Origin of the sequence: Pseudobutyrivibrio sp. AR14, assembly GCF_900101325.1 — a bacterium.
GTDB lineage: Bacteria > Bacillota > Clostridia > Lachnospirales > Lachnospiraceae > Pseudobutyrivibrio.
Window position 1 is genome coordinate 225,452 of sequence record NZ_FMUY01000001.1, and the last position, 18,301, is coordinate 243,752.

An 18,301-nucleotide genomic window follows, 5' to 3' on the forward strand; every position below is an offset into this window, starting at 1 on the left:
TATGATTTTCAAAAATGTGCTTAGTCGTTCTGATATGATTTCTTGTCTTTTGTGCTTGGACCCACCTTGTTCGGAAGCTTGTCCTAAAGGTGATCCGGCAAAAATGCTTAAAAATGTTTGGTTTGACAATCAGGACATTGCAGCAATGAGTCTTCCCGGTATTAATCCTTGCGTAAAGTGTGACGCACCATGTGAGAAGGCCTGTATAAGTAAAAGGAATGTACAAATTAAAAATATAATTACCAGGCTATCTGATGAAGTTAGACCTGTGGCAGAAATTGAAATACCAGAAAATGAATCTGCCCTTAAATGCGATATTTGCGGTGTGCCTTTGGAAAATCCATTTTTGCTATCTTCATCTGTTGTTTCTTCAACTTATGATATGTGCGCTAGGGCATTTGACGCTGGATGGGCAGGAGCTTGTTTTAAAACCATTTGTTCCTTTGATATTCATGAGGCTTCTCCAAGATTTTCAGCTATTTCTGGAGACAATGGTAGCATAATTGGTTTTAAAAATATTGAGCAGTTATCTGACCACAGTGTTTCTGAAAATATGGAGATATTCAGGAAGCTTAAGAAGAATTATCCTAACAAGGTTATCTTAGCTTCTATAATGGGACAAAATGAGGCTGAATGGGAGTCACTTGCCAAGCTTTGTGAGGAAAATGGTGCTGATGCTATAGAGCTTAATTTTTCATGTCCTAATATGCAAGAAGATGGACTTGGTTCTGATATAGGACAACTTCCGGAGTTGGTTGAGAGATTTACTAAGGCAGCTAAAAGGAGTACTACTATTCCTGTATTTGCAAAGCTTACACCTAATGTGGCAACTATGAGCCCTGCTGCAGAGGCTGCACTTCGTGGGGGCGCTGATGGAATAGCTGCTATTAATACAATAAAGAGTATCACAGGTGTTAATCCATATACTTATGCGGGAGATGCTTCTGTAAGAGGAAAGTCGGTTATAGGTGGTTATAGTGGTAATGCGGTAAAGCCTATTGCTCTTCGATTTATGGCTGAGCTTGGTAAAAATGAAAAGCTTAAGGGTATGCATATTAGTGGTATGGGAGGAATTGAAACCTGGCGAGATGCTCTTGAGTTTATGCTGTTAGGTGCTGGTTCTATTCAGATTACTACAGCAGTTATGCAATATGGATACGGAATTATTGATCAGTTAAAGGCTGGACTAAACTATTATTTAGTTCAGATGGGGATTAAATCTGTTAAAGATATTATAGGAGCTGGAATCGATAGTGTAAGCAATACTACAGATGATTTAGAGAGGGATACAGTTTTATTGCCAAAATTTGCTCTTGATAAATGTGTCCACTGTGGTCGATGTGTAGTTTCCTGCAACGATGGTGGACATCAGGCTATTAGTTTTGAAGATAGAATCCCTCATCTTGATGGAAGTAAATGTGTAGGCTGTCATCTGTGCTTACTTGTGTGTCCTGAACACGCAATTTCACATAGTAAGAGAAGGATTAATCGAGGGGATGGTTGATTGTTAACAAGTGTAGGCTGTTTGGCCAATGGAGGGTTTAGTATGAAAAAAAGGATGGCTTTTGTTTTGGCCCTATTAATTTTGTCATTATCAGTGCTTGGCTGTGGTACTAAAGAAACAGCTGCTTCAGCCACCGATACACCAGATGGGGATGTAAATGGTAGCGCAGTAGAGGATGTGGTAGAAGAGCCTGCTGAAAATACTTCAGTATCATTACCTTTGCCGGCATATAAATATACTGGTGAGGAAGAATATTTAGCTGAAATAAGTGATTATCTCATTGATTATTACGGTAAGGAGGCAGGACTTGATGATTTGGACGTATTGATTCCATATAGTATCATTGTTCAAACTGATGAGAACAGTGAAGATGATATTGTTGTATATGGTTCATTCAATATTGATGGCTACACACTTAGAAACACTACACTTTGCTCAGGTCCTGGAGCTAGAAGCTATGGTATTTTCCATATAAGTAAGGCTGATGGAAATGTTACTATAACAGACGGGCAATTATCTCAGACTTATTACGATATGCAGGATATGTTTAGCCCAATAGATGGTCTTTTAGATAAGATAAATGCCTTGAGCATGGAAGATATAGAAAAGGCTCGCGTACAGTCTATTGAAGAATATGTTACATCAAATAATCTTGGCATTACACAATGGCAGGATTTTGGTAGAGCTCCTGAGGCTATTGCTGGTGCTACCACATCTGATGAAGATGAGATGTATACATTTAAGAGTAATTTCGATTATGAGATTACTTACGACTTAAGGAAGATAACTCTTTCTTCTATAGGTGAAGAGGGGGATATGTTTGGCAGAGTGGAAAGCGGAGATTTCTATTCTGGTACTTTTATGGTTATCTGTACATCTGCTTATTCAGACCCAGAGAAGGCTGTATATGAAAACAACACTGATATAAGTCCTAAGGATTTAGAATTTACAGATACAACAATTGGTTCTTATCCTGCCAAAAGAGCTGAGTGGACTGAAAAAACTGATGATGGCAGTGAGATGAGATATGTGTTCTACGGTATTGATGTAAAAGAAACTGTCATTACTGTAAAGCTATCTACTACCCATTCTGAGAAGGTGCCTGAGATGAGCATCGAGGAACTTGATGAATTCTTTGCAGATACGCTTGCTACCTTTAAATATAATTAGTTACTTCGTGTTTCCTAATTCTTATATTGGATAATAGAATATAGTTTAATTCGTCTAGCTCATTAGAGAAATCTAATGGGCTAGATTTTTTATTTTTTCTATTGATTTTTGTCTGCGGAAGTAGTAATATACTACCTAGCTGAGAGAGATATTATTTCTCTACTATATGAATTATGAAAGGGTTAGAAAATTTATGAATAACAATGAAAAGGTTTTAAAGAGAGCACATAGGGCAAAGATTTTTGCCATTATCAACATTTTGCTTTTAATTGCAATGTTTGTATATGTAAATGTGACAGGGGCATTTGATATCCAGTGTTTATGGTTTAATAAAGGGTATGATGCTTCAAAGTACGCTTTTTATGTTGCTGCATCAATTTTTGCTATTTCTGCAATTGTAGGATTTATAGTTTGCCTTGGTTCAAAGAATTCTCCAGACTGGGAAGGATTAAAGTCAAACGACCCATATACTTTAGAGGACCAGGGTAATAGTATCCGTTCACTTGCTAAGGCAAACGGTGTTAAACTTCCAGTGGTTTTCCCTAGCATGCTTATTTTAATAGTTCCTATTGCAGCATTTCTTTTAATTAATTTTAACGTTATGGGATTTGCTTGGCTTCATAATGGTGGAGATGATGTGGATGTTGATGCCATTCTTGCCAGACAGGAAAAATTAGAAAAAGAAGATAAGGAAGATAAGGAAGAAAAAGAGGACGAGGAAGATTCTAAAGTAGATGAGAAAATCGATCCAAAGGATGTGGATGCAAGGATTGATGCAATGATTAAAATTGGTGAGAAAAGAGGATATAATTGCACATCTGACTTTCTAGATGATACTTATTTTGTTGATTTTCGAACAGAAAATATGCTTGAAGATGAGTCTCTTATGATAATGATAGATGAAGATGGCGAAATTGATATGATGGATTATTCTTGCTATTTCCTTAAGGATCTTTCAAGTGAGGCTAATATTAGAAGATGTGAAGATAAAATAGCTAATTTAACAGATATGGTTGAAGAATTCTATGAGAAAGGATTAATAGATGCCAAAGAATACTATACTAAAGTAGAAGTGTCTGATGAATTTAAGGAAAAAATCGAAAACCATTCGTCTGATGATGAAGATTTTATTTCTGATTATAGTACTGTGGATACTAAAGACGACTATAACGCGTCTGCAAGTTGCATGTTCTTAGATGACGGAACGGCAATGTTTAATGTTTCGGTATCATATTTTAAATCCAATTATTAATAAATCTCATAGGTATTGCTAACAGATATTTGAATCTTTTGTGAAACTTCATTTAGTGGTGATGTAATCTATTGACTACTAGATAGTGTGGTGGTAGTATAATTCTATCAACACAATATCTAGTAGTTTTTTTGTTTAAAAATCTATATATTGACTGAATTTTTAAAAATTATGTGATATTTTCAATAAATTTCGGAGGTCTGTAAATGGAAAGGTATGTAGTAAAAAAGGACGGGGCGTTAGAGCGGTTTGATGTTCAAAAGGTGGTTGAGGCTGTAGGAAAGTCGGCCACACGTGTGCTAGTTAAATTTACTCCTGAGCAGGAGCGTTTCATTTGTCAATTTGTTGAGGAAAGAGTGGAGGAGCTTGGCCTTGAGAAGATTGAGATTGCACAGATGCACAATATTGTTGAGGGTGCTTTGGAACGTGTTAACCCTATGGTGGCGAAAAGTTACAGGGATTACCGAAACTATAAGCAGGATTTCGTCCAGATGTTGGATGATGTTTATAAGAAGTCTCAAAACATCATGTACATCGGTGATAAGGAGAATTCTAATACCGATTCAGCGCTTGTATCTACAAAGCGTTCGTTGATTTTTAATGAGCTTAATCGAGAGCTCTACAAGAAATTTTTCCTTACTACAGAGGAAGTTCAGGCAATCAGAGATGGCTATATTTATATCCATGATATGAATGCTAGACGCGATACCATGAACTGCTGTCTTTTCGATGTTAAGTCAGTTCTTGAGGGCGGATTTGAGATGGGCAATATTTTCTATAATGAGCCTAAGAGTCTCGATGTTGCCTTTGATGTAATCGGCGATATTGTACTTTCGGCAGCAAGCCAGCAGTACGGTGGATTTACTATTCCTCAGGCAGACCAGATTTTAGAGAAGTACGCTCAGAAGTCATACGATAAATATTTGGCTAAGTATTTAGATTTAGGTATTGATAAGGATAAGGCTCATGAGGTTTCAATGAGCGAGGTTGAGCGAGAGATGGAGCAGGGTTTCCAGGGCTGGGAGTACAAGTTCAACACAGTTGCATCTAGCCGCGGTGACTATCCATTTATCACTGTTACTATCGGACTTGGCACATCAGTATTTGCTAAGATGGCTTCAAAGGCTTGTCTTAAGGTTCGCTCAATTGGGCAGGGTAAGCCAGGATTTAAAAAGCCTGTTTTATTCCCTAAGATTGTCTTCTTGTATGACGAGAATCTTCACGGACCAGGCAAGGAGCTTGAGGATGTTTTCGAGGCAGGAATTGACTGCTCTAGAAAGACTATGTATCCTGATTGGCTTTCTCTTACAGGTGAGGGTTATATTGCCAGCATGTACAAAAAATATGGCAAGGTTATCTCTCCAATGGGATGTAGAGCCTTCCTTTCTCCTTGGTATGAAAGAGGTGGTATGAAGCCAGCAGATGATAATGACGAGCCAGTATTTATTGGACGTTTCAATATTGGAGCTGTTTCACTTCATCTTCCAATGATTCTTGCTAAGTCTCGTCAAGAATCTAGAGATTTCTACGAGGTACTTGATTATTACCTTGAGATGATTAGAAAGCTTCACATCCGTACATATGCTTATCTAGGCGAGATGCGTGCATCTACCAATCCACTTGCATATTGCGAGGGTGGTTTCTATGGTGGACACCTTGGATTCCACGACAAGATTAAGCCACTTTTAAAGGCTGCTACAGCTTCATTTGGCATTACAGCTTTTAATGAGCTTCAGGAACTTTACAATGGCAAGTCTCTCGTTGAGGATGGAGATTTTGCAATTGAAGTACTAAAGCACATCAATGAAAAGGTTAACCAGTTTAAGGAAGAAGACGGCAATCTCTACGCTATATACGGTACACCAGCTGAGAATTTATGCGGACTTCAGGTTAAACAGTTTAGAAATAAATACGGTATTATCGAGCATGTTTCTGATAGAGACTATGTTTCAAATTCTTTCCATTGCCATGTTTCAGAGGATATTACTCCTATTGAGAAACAGGACTTGGAGGGAAGATTCTGGGAGTTGTCTAACGGTGGCAAAATCCAGTATGTCAGATATCCAATTAACTACAATCGCGACGCTGTTAAGACTCTTGTTCGTCGCGCAATGGATAAGGGCTTTTACGAGGGTGTTAATTTATCACTTTCATATTGCGATGACTGCGGTCATGAGGAGCTTGAGATGGATGTTTGTCCAGTTTGCGGTAGCAAGAACCTGACCAAGATTGACCGAATGAATGGATATCTTTCATATTCTCGTGTAAAGGGAGATACACGTCTTAATGAAGCGAAGATGGCTGAAATAGCAGATAGGAAGAGTATGTAATGAATTACCATAATATAACTAAAGATGACATGCTAAATGGCGACGGCTTGCGCGTTGTTTTATGGGTGGCCGGATGTGACCATCACTGTAAGGAATGTCAGAATCCAATCACATGGGATCCTGATGGAGGTCTGAAATTTGATCAGGCGGCAAAAGATGAATTATTCGAAGTCTTATCTAGAGATTATATTTCTGGAATTACATTTAGTGGAGGTGACCCATTGTTTCCAGGAAATCGTAGGGAGGTGACGGAGCTTGCCCGGGAGATTAGGGAGAGATTTCCCGGCAAGACCGTCTGGCTCTATACGGGCTTCACTTATGAGGAAATTAAATCTCTTGAAATAATGGAATATTTGGATGTTCTGGTTGACGGAGAATTTGAAATTGATAAGATAGATTTACAGGCAAAATGGAGAGGTAGTATTAATCAGCGGGTTATTGATGTACCTCAGACTAGAAAGCTTAATCAAATAGTTTTGCATGTAGATTAAAAGGGAGATTTTTGAATAATGAATATTAACATAACTAAGCTTACAGATTCTGCAAAGCTTCCAGAGAGAGGCTCTGAGTATGCTGCAGGATATGACTTATTTGCAGATATCACAGAGGAGGTTAAAATCGCTCCACACCAGACTCTTATGATTGGTACTGGTCTTGCTATGGAGATTCCTGTGGGATATTTCGGAGGAGTTTTTGCTAGATCTGGTCTTTCAGCTAAGGAAGGACTTAGACCTGCTAACTGCGTAGGAGTAGTTGACTCGGATTATAGGGGAGAAGTTAAGGTAGCTCTTCACAATGATAGTGAAGTTGAAAGAGTTGTAACACCTGCTGAAAAAATTGCTCAACTTGTAGTTGTACCATTTCTTTCAGTAGAGTTTTCTGAGGTATCTGAGCTTTCAGATACAGCCCGTGGTGATGGCGGATTTGGTTCCACAGGAAAACATTAGAATGATACTTTGGCGCCTGGCTTTTGTCAGACGCCTTTAGTGCGCTTTATACATATTATTTGAAAGTGAGAAGTTTTATGGCAAAAAAGGTTACCTATGATGAAAGCAGTATATCTGTTTTAGAGGGGCTTGAGGCTGTTAGAAAAAGACCTGGAATGTACATTGGTTCCACCTCTAGAAAGGGCTTGAATCATTTAATTTATGAAATTGTAGACAACTCTGTAGATGAGCATCTAGCAGGAGAGTGCGACACTATCTATGTCACACTTGAAAAGGACGGAAGCTGTACTGTTGAGGATAATGGACGAGGTATTCCTGTTGGAATGCATGCGAAGGGACTTCCGGCTGCACGTTTAGTTTTCTCTACACTTCATGCAGGTGGTAAGTTCGATGATAGTGTATACAAGACTTCCGGCGGTTTGCACGGTGTTGGTTCTTCTGTTGTAAATGCACTTTCAGAATACATGGACGTAAGTATTTCTCGTGAGGGATATGTACACCATGATAGATATGAAAGAGGTGTTCCTACAGAAAAGCTTGTAGATGGCTTGCTTCCAAAGATTTCAAAGACTACAAAGCATGGTACAAAGATTAATTTCCTTCCAGATGCTGAGATTTTTGAGAAGACTAACTTTAAAGAAGATGAGGTTAAGTCACGTCTTCATGAGACAGCTTATCTTAACCCAGGACTTACTATTCATTATGCTGATTTGCGTGGTGAGGAGCCTGAGTACCTTACATTCCATGAGCCAGATGGTATTAAGGGCTTTGTTAAGGAGATTAATAAGACAGCTGAGACTCTTCATGATGTTATTTACTTCAAGGGCAGTGCTGATGGAATTGAACTTGAGATAGCTTTCCAGTACTGTAATGAGTTCAAGGAGAACATCCTTGGATTCTGTAACAATATCTACAACTCTGAGGGTGGTACTCATATCACAGGATTTAAGACTGTTCTTACAACAGTTATCAATAATTATGCTAGAGAGCTTGGTATTTTAAAGGAAAAGGATGCCAACTTTACTGGTGCCGATGTTAGAAATGGTATTACTGCTATTGTCAGCATCAAGCATCCTGACCCACGTTTTGAGGGACAGACTAAGACAAAGCTTGATAATCCTGACGCAGCAAAGGCTACAACAAAGGTTTGCCAGGATGAATTTATCCTCTACTTCGATAGAAACTTAGAGACTCTTAAGGCTATTATTTCATGTGCTGAAAAGTCAGCTAAGATTCGTAAATCCGAAGAAAAGGCTAAGACTAATCTTTTGTCTAAGCAGAAGTTTTCATTTGATCAAAATGGTAAGCTTTCTAACTGTGAATCAAGAGATGCTAGCAAGTGCGAGATTTTCATCGTAGAGGGAGATTCCGCTGGTGGTTCAGCCAAAAAGGCTAGAAATAGAATGTATCAGGCTATTATGCCTATTAGAGGTAAGATTCTCAACGTTGAAAAGGCTTCAATGGACAAGGTTCTTGCAAATGCAGAGATTAAGACACTTATCAACGCTTTTGGTTGTGGTTTCTCTGAGGGTTACGGCAATGACTTTGACATTTCAAAGCTTCGCTATGACAAGATAGTAATCATGGCCGATGCCGATGTGGATGGTGCTCATATCTGTACCCTTCTTTTGACATTCTTCTATAGATTTATGCCTGAGCTTATTAGAGAAGGTCATGTTTATATTGCAATGCCACCTCTTTACAAGGCCATTCCTACTAAGGGCGAGGAAGAATATCTTTATGATGATGTTGCCCTTGATAAGTATCGCAAAAAGATGAATGGTAAATCATTTACTCTTCAGCGTTACAAGGGTCTTGGTGAGATGGACGCAGAGCAGCTTTGGGAGACAACTCTTGATCCTGATCGTAGAAAACTTAAGCTTGTTGAAATCGAGGATGCTCTTATGGCATCAGAGGTTACAGAGCTTCTTATGGGCTCGGATGTTGCTCCACGTAAGGAGTTCATATACAAGCATGCTAGGGAGGCTGAGATTGACGTATAGTCAATTTATATCTCCTATACACGCAAAAAAAATAAATTGCGTGTTTTCCCGTATAGTATTTAGAAAGGGTTTAATTACTTATGGCACAAGATATTATTAGAACAGAATATTCTGAGATAATGCAAAAATCCTTCATAGATTATTCTATGTCAGTTATTCTTGCCCGTGCAGTACCTGATGTAAGAGATGGTCTTAAGCCAGTACAGCGTCGTACTCTTTATGACATGTACGAATTGAAGGTTGATTATAATAAACCATATAAAAAATCTGCTCGTATCGTGGGTGATACAATGGGTAAATATCACCCACATGGTGATAGCTCTATTTATGAATCACTTGTTGTTATGAGTCAGGACTTTAAAAAGAGTCTTCCACTTGTAGACGGTCATGGTAACTTTGGTTCTATCGAGGGTGATGGAGCTGCTGCCATGCGTTACACAGAGGCTCGTCTTGCTAAGGTGGCTCAGGAAGTTTACCTAGGTGATTTGGATAAAAATGTAGTAGATTTTGTTCCAAACTATGATGAGACTGAAAAGGAGCCAGAGGTACTTCCTGTTAGAGTTCCTAATATTTTAATTAACGGCTCTGACGGTATTGCTGTAGGTATGGTTACATCTATTCCACAGCATAATTTAGGCGAGGTTGTTGATGGCGTTATTGCTTACATGAAGGATCCTGACATTAATACAGCCCAGATGTTATCAATCATCCATGGTCCTGATTTCCCAACAGGAGGAATCATCACCAACAAGGATGATTTGATGGAAATTTATTCTACTGGTGTTGGTAAAATCAAAATTCGTGGTAAGGCTGAGATTGAGAAAATCAAGGGTGGCAAGGAACAGATTGTCATTACAGAGATTCCTTACACTATGATAGGTGCCAATATTGGTAAGTTCCTTAACGATATTTATTCGTTAGTAGAGACTAAAAAGACTAACGATATTACTGATATTTCTAACCAGTCAAAGGGCGAGCAGATTAGAATAATTGTAGAGCTTAGAAAGGGTGCAAACGCTGAAAATGTATTAAATCTTCTTTACAAGAAGACTCGTCTAGAGGATACATTTGGTGTCAACATGCTTGCTGTTGCTGATGGCAAGCCTGAGACTCTTGGTATTGTGCCTATTATCAGACATCATGTTAATTTCCAGTATGAGCTTTGCACTAGAAAGTATACTCATCTTCTTGGCAAAGAGCGTGAAAAGAAGGAAATCCAGGAGGGCTTAATCAAGGCTTGTGATGTTATTGATTTGATTATTGAGATTCTCAGAGGCTCAAAGGATGTTAAGCAGGCTAAGGCTTGCTTGGTAGAGGGTATCACTGATGGAATCAAGTTCAAATCAGAGCAGTCAAAGAAGGACGCAGCTCTTCTTAAATTCACAGAGCGTCAGGCCCAAGCTATTCTTGATATGAGATTGCATCGCCTTATCGGTCTTGAAATTGAGGCTCTTAGAGCTGACTATGCCGAGACTATGCAGAAAATCTCTGATTACAACAAGATTCTTGGCTCTCGTGCTGAGATGGCAAAGGTAATCATTAAGGATTTACAGGCAATCAAAAAGGAATATGCAAGAGAGCGCCGTACTGTCATTGATAATGTAGAAGAGGCAGTGGTTGAAGAAAAGCCAATCGAGGTTATTGATGTAGCAGTGCTTATCGACAGATTTGCCTATGCTCGTGTCATTGATATGCCTACATTTGAGCGTAATAAAGATGCTGCAGAGACAGAATCTAAGAAGATTGTATTCTGTAAAAATGTAGATAAGATTTGCCTTTTCACAGAAAAGGGTGATATGCATGCTATAAAGGTTCTTTCCCTTCCATTTGGTAAGTTTAGAGATAAGGGTCAGCCAATTGATACTGCTGAAAAGGGCTCAAAGATTGACCTTACAAAAGAAAATCTTATCTTTGCAGATGCTATGGAAAACATAAAAGATAAAAAGCTTATCTTTGGTACAAAGCAGGCCATGATCAAGGTGGTAGATGGCTCTGAGTTTGATGTTTCTCGTAAGCTTATTGCAGCAACCAAGCTTAATGACAAGGATGAAGTAATCTGCGTTAAGATATTAGAGCCTACTGATACTGTGGTTATGCAGTCAGAAAAGGATATGTTCCTTAGAATCGATGGAGCAACCATCCCTGAAAAGAAGAAAACTGCTGTTGGTGTTAGAGGAATGAAGCTTGCTAAGGGCGATTACCTTACACAGATTCACGTACTTGCTGATGGAGAGGCAAAGGACGTGAAGGTAAAGGGTAAGCCTGTAGCTCTTAATAGACTTCATGTAGGCACTCGCGACACTAAAGGTGTAAAAAAATGATAAAAAATGTTTATTTTGATTTAGATGGAACATTAATTGATTCAGCCCCTAGTATTATTACGGGGCTGAAACTTACTCTTGAAAAGTTTGGGTATGACATACCTGATTTTGCCACATTAAAAAAATGTGTTGGACCACCTTTTACCTATTCTTTTCCAAATTATTTGCATGTTCGTGATGAAGATTTCAAAGAGGCTGTAGCTACTTACAGACATTACTATGACAAAGAAGATGGATGTCTTAATGCCGATGTATTTGAGGGCGTTGAGGGACTTTTGGATTCTTTAGTAAAAAGAGGTTATTGTCTTTTTGTGTGCACTTCAAAACCGGAACCTACAGCACGTAAAATACTTTCCCATCTTGGTATCGATAAGTATTTTACCGAGATATGTGGTGCTACTATGGATGCTAAGATAGATACTAAGGCTCAGGTTATTAATCTATGTTTTGAAAGAGCGCCTTGGCATTTAAAAGAGGAGACTGTTCTGATTGGTGACACTATGTTTGATGTGGATGGAGCTAATCAAGTTGGCATTAAATGTATTGGAATTACTTGGGGCTCTGGTACTAGAGATGATTTATATGAACATGGTGCTATAGAGGTTTTTGATTATCCAGATGAGGTTTTAGATTACATTGAAGGAAATTAAGACTAATCGTTTATTTCAAGTTATATATCCTATTGTTGTTTACTTCCTAGTTTATCAGGTGGGCGTTTCTTTTTTGATTCAGATCTTTGGTGCTAGAATTGGAAAAGTGACTTGTTTGCTGATTGCAGGACTAGTATGTATTATACCTATTTATGGCTTATACAAGAGATATCCTAAATTAATTCCTGAGGATAATTTGGATAGGAAGACTTTGTTTTCCTATGTGATTTGGGTAGTTGGTGTAGTGGCATTTTCAATAGTACTTAACATTCTATTAACCCATTCATCACTTATTAATTCATCTGAGGGATTTAAGAGAGCAAGTGCCACATTAACTGATGGAAGCATACTTATTAAGCTGCTCTGTAGTGGAATAGTAATTCCCATTTTAGAAGAGCTTTTAATCAGAGGAATAGTAGTTGGACAGCTTTATTTATGGATTGGAAGATGGCCTGCTATTGTCATATCTTCAATTTGTTTTGGTATTCTCCACAATAATATAGTACAATTTATTTATGCAATAGCGATTGGCTTTGTGTTGAGTATTATGTATACCAAGCATAAAAGACTTTCTCTTTGTATCATTGCTCACGGATTAATTAATATTATCGTGATTTTATTCAGTTAGGAGGGACCTATGTCTAATTACGAAGAAACTAAACCAGCAAAAGGCGGAGTTATAGCTAATATTTTCGCCGCACTAGCATTTTTAGCATTAGGTATTTGCCTACTTGTTTTGAATGCTGACTCAGTTAGCGATATGATTTATTCATTTGCTTCAATTGCTGTTGGGGCATGTTTTATCTGCTTTGGCGCATATTACATGATTAAATACTTTTTCAAGCAGGAATATAAAAGCATCTGCAATTATGGTTTTACCATGGGCGTTATTTTAGCAATTATTGGTTCTGGATTTTTATTCCTTTCCAATGTTGTTGTAGTATTCCTTGATTTTATTATTATTTTTGCAGGAGCATTGCTTGGAACAATTATGCTTCAGCAGTCATTTGCGCTATTTTACATGAGAAAGGCCACATGGTTCTTAAGCTTTCTCTTTGGAGCATGCTCTATAGCTGCTAGTATTTACTTTGGATTCTTTGAAAAAATAGTATTTTTCTCAGGAAATCTGATTCCTTGCCTTTATTTCATTATTATTGGCGGATTATCACTTCTTTCAATGTTGCTTATGGTTATTGGTATTCATGGTCATAAGAAGGAGGCTAATGTTAAGCCAGCCAAACATACTGAAGAAGTATCTGCTCCAGAGGATAGTATATTTGAGGACGAACCATCATTTGAAACTCCAGTTGTAGAAAAGGTTGAATTGGAGCCTGGTTCAGATGATTTGTTTGATGAATAATATATATTCATGAGAAAAATAGAGTAAAAAAGAGAAAAAACGAGAAAAAAGTAGGATTCTGTAGAAAATAGCTAAAGCTTTTTACTTGCAACTATTAATACAGAATCCTATTATACTTTTTGTGGTTAGCACTCGAAACATTAGAGTGCTAACAGATGAAAAAGATTATTATTTTAGGAGGTAATATAAAATGAAGTTAGTTCCATTAACAGATCGCGTTGTATTAAAGCAGTGCGAGGCAGAGGAGACAACTAAGTCTGGAATTATTCTTGCTTCAGCAGCACAGGAAAAGCCACAGGAGGCTCTTGTTATCGCTGTAGGTCCTGGTGGGGTCGTAGACGGTAAGGAAATTACTATGCAGGTTAAAGAAGGTCAGAAGGTTATTTATTCAAAATATGCTGGCACAGAGGTTAAGCTTGAGGGCGAGGAGTACATTATTGTTCGCCAGAATGATATTCTTGCAGTAGTTGAATAATTAATATAGAAGAGAGGTAGATTGAGATGGCAAAAGAGATTAAGTACGGCGCAGAGGCAAGACAGGCTCTTGAAGCTGGCGTTGATAAATTAGCAAACACAGTTAGAGTTACTATTGGACCAAAGGGACGTAATGTTGTTCTTGCAAAGTCTTATGGTGCTCCACTTATTACAAATGATGGTGTTACAATTGCAAAGGATGTTGAGCTTGATGATGCATTCGAGAACATGGGAGCTCAGCTTGTAAAGGAAGTTGCTACAAAGACTAATGATGTGGCAGGTGACGGTACTACTACGGCTACAGTTTTAGCACAGGCTATGGTTAAGGAAGGTATGAAGAACCTTGCTGCAGGTGCTAACCCAATCGTTCTTAGAAAGGGTATGAAGAAGGCAGTTGATTGTGCTACAGAGGCAATTCTTGCTATGTCAAAGGCAGTAGATGGCAAGGAGCAGATCGCTAGAGTTGCAGCTATTTCTGCAGGCGATGATGAAGTTGGTCAGATGGTTGCTGATGCAATGGAGAAGGTTTCTAACGATGGTGTTATCACAATCGAAGAGTCTAAGACAATGCAGACAGAGCTTGACCTTGTAGAAGGTATGCAGTTTGATAGAGGTTATATCTCAGCATATATGTGCACAGATATGGATAAGATGGAAGCTAATCTTGATGATCCATATATTCTTATTACAGATAAGAAGATTTCTAATATTCAGGAGCTTCTTCCAGTTCTTGAGCAGATTGTACAGTCTGGTGCTAGACTTCTTATCATTGCTGAGGATATCGAGGGTGAGGCCCTTACAACTCTTATCCTTAACAAGCTCCGTGGTACATTCAATGTAGTAGCTGTTAAGGCACCAGGTTATGGTGATAGACGTAAGGAGATGCTTCAGGATATCGCTATTCTTACAGGTGGTCAGGTTATTTCTGAGGAAGTTGGTCTTGAGCTTAAGGATACTACACTTGAGCAGCTTGGCCGTGCTAAGTCAGTTAAGGTTAATAAGGAAAACACAGTTATCGTTGATGGTGTAGGCGATAAGGCTGCAATCGAGGCTCGTGTAGCTCAGATCCGTGGTCAGATTGATGAGACTACATCAGAGTTTGATAAGGAAAAGCTTCAGGAGAGACTTGCTAAGCTCGCTGGTGGTGTTGCAGTTATTCGTGTAGGTGCTGCTACTGAGACAGAGATGAAGGAAGCTAAGCTTCGTATGGAGGATGCTTTAAATGCTACACGTGCAGCTGTAGAAGAAGGCGTTATCTCTGGTGGTGGTTCTGCTTATATTCATGTTCAGAAGAAGGTTGCAGAGCTTGCTGATACACTTACAGGTGATGAGAAGACAGGTGCTAATGTAATTGTTAAGGCACTTGAGGCTCCACTTTTCTACATCGCAGCTAATGCTGGTCTTGAAGGCTCAGTTATCATTAACAAGGTTCGTGAGTCAGAAGACGGAATCGGATTCGACGCTTATAATGAGGAGTATGTAAACATGGTTAAGGCTGGTATCCTTGATCCAGTTAAGGTTACACGTACAGCTCTTCAGAATGCAGCTTCTGTTGCATCAACACTTCTTACAACAGAGTCTGTTGTTGCTGACATCAAAGATCCTGCTGCTGACGCAGCTGCAGCCGCAGCCGCTGGTGCAGGAATGGGTGGCATGTATTAAAATCGAATAGGTAGTCATGCTAGCAATAAAAGTAGCTCCTTTCAAAGTTTTTTGAAAGGAGCTACTTTTTTGCTGACTACCTATTCGATTTTAATACATGCCAATAAAACATCATAGTGGCTAAAGCCTCTAGTTTACGTAGTTTCCAATACCACCAAAAAACTTCTTTTTATTGGTGTTAAAGGTTTAAATTAGTTTTCAACTATGTTAATATAATCGTCGGTGCTTTTATTTTAATAGCCAATTTTAATAGAGGTGATTTATGAGCAAAGTAGCAATACTTACAGATAGCAATAGTGGCATTACTCAGGCTGAGTCCAAAGAACTCGGCGTTTTTGTTGAGCCAATGCCTTTTTATATTGATGGTGAATTATATTACGAAGATATTGATTTGACTCAGGACGAGTTTTACCAGAAACTTACTCAGGGCGGAGAGATTAAGACTTCCATGCCTATTACCGGCAATCTCATGGATACTTGGGAGAAGATCCTTGAGGACTATGATGAGCTTGTTTATATTCCTATGTCATCAGGTCTTTCTTCATCTTGCGCTACAGCTAAGATGCTTGCAGATGATTATGATGGCAGAGTTGTTGTAGTTGATAATCAGCGTATTTCAGTTACTCAGAAGATGTCTGCATTAGAAGCTAAGAAGCTTGCAGATATGGGTAAGAGTGCTCAGGAGATTTGCGATGCACTTATGGAGATTAAATCCTTATCAACTATTTATATTACTGTAGATACACTTGAATATTTGAAAAAGGGTGGCAGACTTACTCCTGCAGTGGCTGCTATCGGTTCGTTACTTAAGATTAAGCCAGTTCTTTCTATCTATGGAGAGAAGCTTGATAAATATGCTATGGCCCGCACTGTTAAGGCTGCTAAGCAGACTATGATTGAGGCCTTGAAAAAGGACATGGTAGATGTTCTTAAGACTGACAATTTTGATGAGGTGCAGATTTCTATAGCCCATACTCAAAATGAAGAGGCAGCCATAGCTTTTAGAGAAGAACTTCTCAAAGAATTCCCTGTTAAGGATATTTGGATTGATCCGTTATCATTATCAGTTTCATGTCATATTGGACCAGGCGCTCTTGCTTGTACAATTACTAAGAAGCTGATTGATATAGATTAGTGATTATTTTTAATCATAGGCATTTTCTAGGAGGATAATTATGGTAAAAGCGGTTGTAGGTGCCAATTGGGGCGACGAAGGAAAAGGTAAGATTACTGACATGATGGCTGCAGATGCAGACATTATTGTACGTTTTCAGGGAGGAGCCAACGCAGGACATACTATTAAGAATCATTATGGTAAGTTTGCTCTTCATACATTACCTTCAGGTGTGTTTTATAATCACACCACAAGCATCATTGGCAATGGTGTAGCTCTTAATATTCCTATTCTTATTAAGGAAATTAATTCTATCGTTGAGAAAGGTGTTCCAGCACCAAAGATTTTAGTTTCTGATAGAGCTCAGATCGTTATGCCATATCACATCCTTTTTGATCAGTATGAGGAAGAGCGATTAGGAAAGGCTTCATTTGGTTCAACAAAGAGCGGTATCGCTCCATTCTACTCAGATAAATACGCTAAAATCGGTTACCAGGTTCAGGAACTTTTTGATGAGGATCTTCTTAAGGAAAAAGTTCTCCGTACATGTGACCAGAAGAATGTTCTTTTAGAGCATTTATATCACAAGCCACTTCTTACTCCAGAAGAGCTTCTTGATACTTTACATGAGTATAGAGATATGATTGCACCTTATGTATGCGATACTTCTGCTTATCTTTGGAATGCAATCAAAGAGAACAAGACAATCCTTCTTGAGGGACAGCTTGGTACTCTTAAGGATCCAGATCATGGTATTTATCCTATGGTTACATCTTCATCTACACTTGCTCCTTATGGATGCATTGGTGCAGGTATCCCAGCTCAGGAGCTTAAGCAGGTAGTTACTGTATGTAAGGCATATTCTTCAGCAGTTGGTGCTGGTGCATTCGTTTCTGAAATTTTCGGTGATGAGGCAGATGAACTTAGACGTCGCGGTGGTGATGGCGGTGAGTTCGGTGCTACAACAGGTCGTCCTCGTCGTATGGGATGGTTTGACTGTGTCGCTTCTAAATATGGATGTAGAATGCAGGGTACAACAGATGTAGCATTTACAGTGGTTGATGTTCTTGGTTACCTTGATGAGATTCCAGTTTGTGTAGGTTACGAGATTGATGGAGAAGTTACAACAGACTTCCCTGTTACATCTAAGCTCGAGAAGGCTAAGCCAGTACTTAAGACACTCCCAGGATGGAAATGCGATATTAGCGGTATCAAAAAGTATGAGGATCTTCCTGAGAACTGCCGTAAATATATCGAGTTTATTGAAAAAGAGATTGGATTCCCTATCACAATGGTTTCTAATGGACCAGGTAGAGATGATATCATCTATAGATAATTTAAATATTTTGCCCTGTGGGATTTACCTGCGGGGCTTTTATTATTAGCAGATTGGCAAATTTAAAAGTTTTGTGAAACATTTCGTAAATGACATGAAATAACATAGCTTTTAGTTATAATCATTTTAGTTATTAATTAATTTTACCAGTTTATGTCAGTTGCTATTGTTTTATACA

General features: G+C 38.6%; 15 protein-coding genes. All 15 read left to right on the forward strand.

What is annotated here, in order from left to right; translation table 11 throughout:
- Nucleotide 1 precedes the first annotated feature (1 nt).
- The 15 genes from preA to BLP50_RS01125 all read left to right on the forward strand — a co-directional run bounded on the left by preA (nucleotide 2) and on the right by BLP50_RS01125 (nucleotide 18,123).
- Nucleotides 2-1,504 carry an NAD-dependent dihydropyrimidine dehydrogenase subunit PreA gene (gene preA, locus BLP50_RS01055; RefSeq protein ID WP_090149611.1) on the forward strand — a complete coding sequence of 501 codons (1,503 nt, stop codon included), beginning with the start codon at nucleotides 2-4 and terminating at the stop codon, nucleotides 1,502-1,504.
- A gap of 42 nt (nucleotides 1,505-1,546) precedes the next feature.
- Nucleotides 1,547-2,674: a hypothetical protein gene (locus BLP50_RS01060; protein ID WP_090149614.1), complete on the forward strand. Its 1,128-nt coding sequence runs from the start codon at nucleotides 1,547-1,549 to the stop codon at nucleotides 2,672-2,674.
- 193 nt (nucleotides 2,675-2,867) lie between these two features.
- Nucleotides 2,868-3,926 carry a hypothetical protein gene (locus BLP50_RS01065; protein ID WP_143001107.1) on the forward strand — a complete coding sequence of 353 codons (1,059 nt, stop codon included), beginning with the start codon at nucleotides 2,868-2,870 and terminating at the stop codon, nucleotides 3,924-3,926.
- Nucleotides 3,927-4,132: 206 nt separating this feature from the next.
- A complete protein-coding gene (gene nrdD / locus BLP50_RS01070; RefSeq protein WP_090149619.1) occupies nucleotides 4,133-6,256 on the forward strand; it encodes an anaerobic ribonucleoside-triphosphate reductase in 2,124 nt (707 codons plus the stop codon).
- Nucleotides 6,256-6,747: an anaerobic ribonucleoside-triphosphate reductase activating protein gene (gene nrdG / locus BLP50_RS01075; RefSeq protein WP_090149622.1), complete on the forward strand. Its 492-nt coding sequence runs from the start codon at nucleotides 6,256-6,258 to the stop codon at nucleotides 6,745-6,747. The genes nrdD and nrdG overlap by 1 nt, the downstream gene beginning before the upstream one ends.
- A gap of 18 nt (nucleotides 6,748-6,765) precedes the next feature.
- Nucleotides 6,766-7,203, forward strand: a complete 438-nt coding sequence (gene dut, locus BLP50_RS01080) for a dUTP diphosphatase (protein WP_090149624.1) — start codon at nucleotides 6,766-6,768, stop codon at nucleotides 7,201-7,203.
- A gap of 77 nt (nucleotides 7,204-7,280) precedes the next feature.
- Nucleotides 7,281-9,206: a DNA gyrase/topoisomerase IV subunit B gene (locus BLP50_RS01085; protein WP_090149628.1), complete on the forward strand. Its 1,926-nt coding sequence runs from the start codon at nucleotides 7,281-7,283 to the stop codon at nucleotides 9,204-9,206.
- Between the two features lie 80 nt (nucleotides 9,207-9,286).
- Entirely contained in the window at nucleotides 9,287-11,527 is a 2,241-nt protein-coding gene (locus tag BLP50_RS01090) for a DNA gyrase/topoisomerase IV subunit A (RefSeq protein WP_090149630.1), read from the forward strand.
- The gene (locus BLP50_RS01095) at nucleotides 11,524-12,177 is read left to right on the forward strand and encodes an HAD hydrolase-like protein (RefSeq protein ID WP_090149634.1); all 654 of its coding nucleotides are present in this window, start codon (nucleotides 11,524-11,526) and stop codon (nucleotides 12,175-12,177) included. Before BLP50_RS01090 ends, BLP50_RS01095 begins: the two co-directional genes overlap by 4 nt.
- Before the next feature lie 73 nt (nucleotides 12,178-12,250).
- The gene (locus BLP50_RS01100; RefSeq protein WP_176753649.1) at nucleotides 12,251-12,805 is read left to right on the forward strand and encodes a CPBP family intramembrane glutamic endopeptidase; all 555 of its coding nucleotides are present in this window, start codon (nucleotides 12,251-12,253) and stop codon (nucleotides 12,803-12,805) included.
- Between the two features lie 9 nt (nucleotides 12,806-12,814).
- Entirely contained in the window at nucleotides 12,815-13,537 is a 723-nt protein-coding gene (locus tag BLP50_RS01105) for a DUF308 domain-containing protein (protein WP_090149640.1), read from the forward strand.
- Nucleotides 13,538-13,727: 190 nt separating this feature from the next.
- Complete coding sequence (locus BLP50_RS01110; RefSeq protein ID WP_015549795.1) at nucleotides 13,728-14,012, forward strand: co-chaperone GroES; 285 nt, start codon at nucleotides 13,728-13,730, stop codon at nucleotides 14,010-14,012.
- A 26-nt stretch (nucleotides 14,013-14,038) separates the two neighbouring features.
- Complete coding sequence (groL, locus tag BLP50_RS01115) at nucleotides 14,039-15,673, forward strand: chaperonin GroEL (protein ID WP_090149643.1); 1,635 nt, start codon at nucleotides 14,039-14,041, stop codon at nucleotides 15,671-15,673.
- A gap of 262 nt (nucleotides 15,674-15,935) precedes the next feature.
- Nucleotides 15,936-16,808, forward strand: a complete 873-nt coding sequence (locus BLP50_RS01120) for a DegV family protein (RefSeq protein ID WP_090149646.1) — start codon at nucleotides 15,936-15,938, stop codon at nucleotides 16,806-16,808.
- 40 nt (nucleotides 16,809-16,848) lie between these two features.
- Nucleotides 16,849-18,123 (forward strand): adenylosuccinate synthase, encoded by a 1,275-nt coding sequence (locus tag BLP50_RS01125; protein ID WP_090149648.1) that lies wholly within the window; start codon nucleotides 16,849-16,851, stop codon nucleotides 18,121-18,123.
- Nucleotides 18,124-18,301: the final 178 nt, after the last annotated feature.

Excerpts from the sequence above, each read along its gene's own strand:
- preA (WP_090149611.1), top strand. The coding sequence starts at position 2 with ATGATTTTCAAAAATGTGCTTAGTCGTTCTGATATGATTTCTTGTCTT.
- BLP50_RS01060 (WP_090149614.1), top strand. The coding sequence starts at position 1,547 with ATGAAAAAAAGGATGGCTTTTGTTTTGGCCCTATTAATTTTGTCATTA.
- BLP50_RS01065 (WP_143001107.1), top strand. The coding sequence starts at position 2,868 with ATGAATAACAATGAAAAGGTTTTAAAGAGAGCACATAGGGCAAAGATT.
- nrdD (WP_090149619.1), top strand. The coding sequence starts at position 4,133 with ATGGAAAGGTATGTAGTAAAAAAGGACGGGGCGTTAGAGCGGTTTGAT.
- nrdG (WP_090149622.1), top strand. The coding sequence starts at position 6,256 with ATGAATTACCATAATATAACTAAAGATGACATGCTAAATGGCGACGGC.
- dut (WP_090149624.1), top strand. The coding sequence starts at position 6,766 with ATGAATATTAACATAACTAAGCTTACAGATTCTGCAAAGCTTCCAGAG.
- BLP50_RS01085 (WP_090149628.1), top strand. The coding sequence starts at position 7,281 with ATGGCAAAAAAGGTTACCTATGATGAAAGCAGTATATCTGTTTTAGAG.
- BLP50_RS01090 (WP_090149630.1), top strand. The coding sequence starts at position 9,287 with ATGGCACAAGATATTATTAGAACAGAATATTCTGAGATAATGCAAAAA.
- BLP50_RS01095 (WP_090149634.1), top strand. The coding sequence starts at position 11,524 with ATGATAAAAAATGTTTATTTTGATTTAGATGGAACATTAATTGATTCA.
- BLP50_RS01105 (WP_090149640.1), top strand. The coding sequence starts at position 12,815 with ATGTCTAATTACGAAGAAACTAAACCAGCAAAAGGCGGAGTTATAGCT.
- BLP50_RS01110 (WP_015549795.1), top strand. The coding sequence starts at position 13,728 with ATGAAGTTAGTTCCATTAACAGATCGCGTTGTATTAAAGCAGTGCGAG.
- groL (WP_090149643.1), top strand. The coding sequence starts at position 14,039 with ATGGCAAAAGAGATTAAGTACGGCGCAGAGGCAAGACAGGCTCTTGAA.
- BLP50_RS01120 (WP_090149646.1), top strand. The coding sequence starts at position 15,936 with ATGAGCAAAGTAGCAATACTTACAGATAGCAATAGTGGCATTACTCAG.
- BLP50_RS01125 (WP_090149648.1), top strand. The coding sequence starts at position 16,849 with ATGGTAAAAGCGGTTGTAGGTGCCAATTGGGGCGACGAAGGAAAAGGT.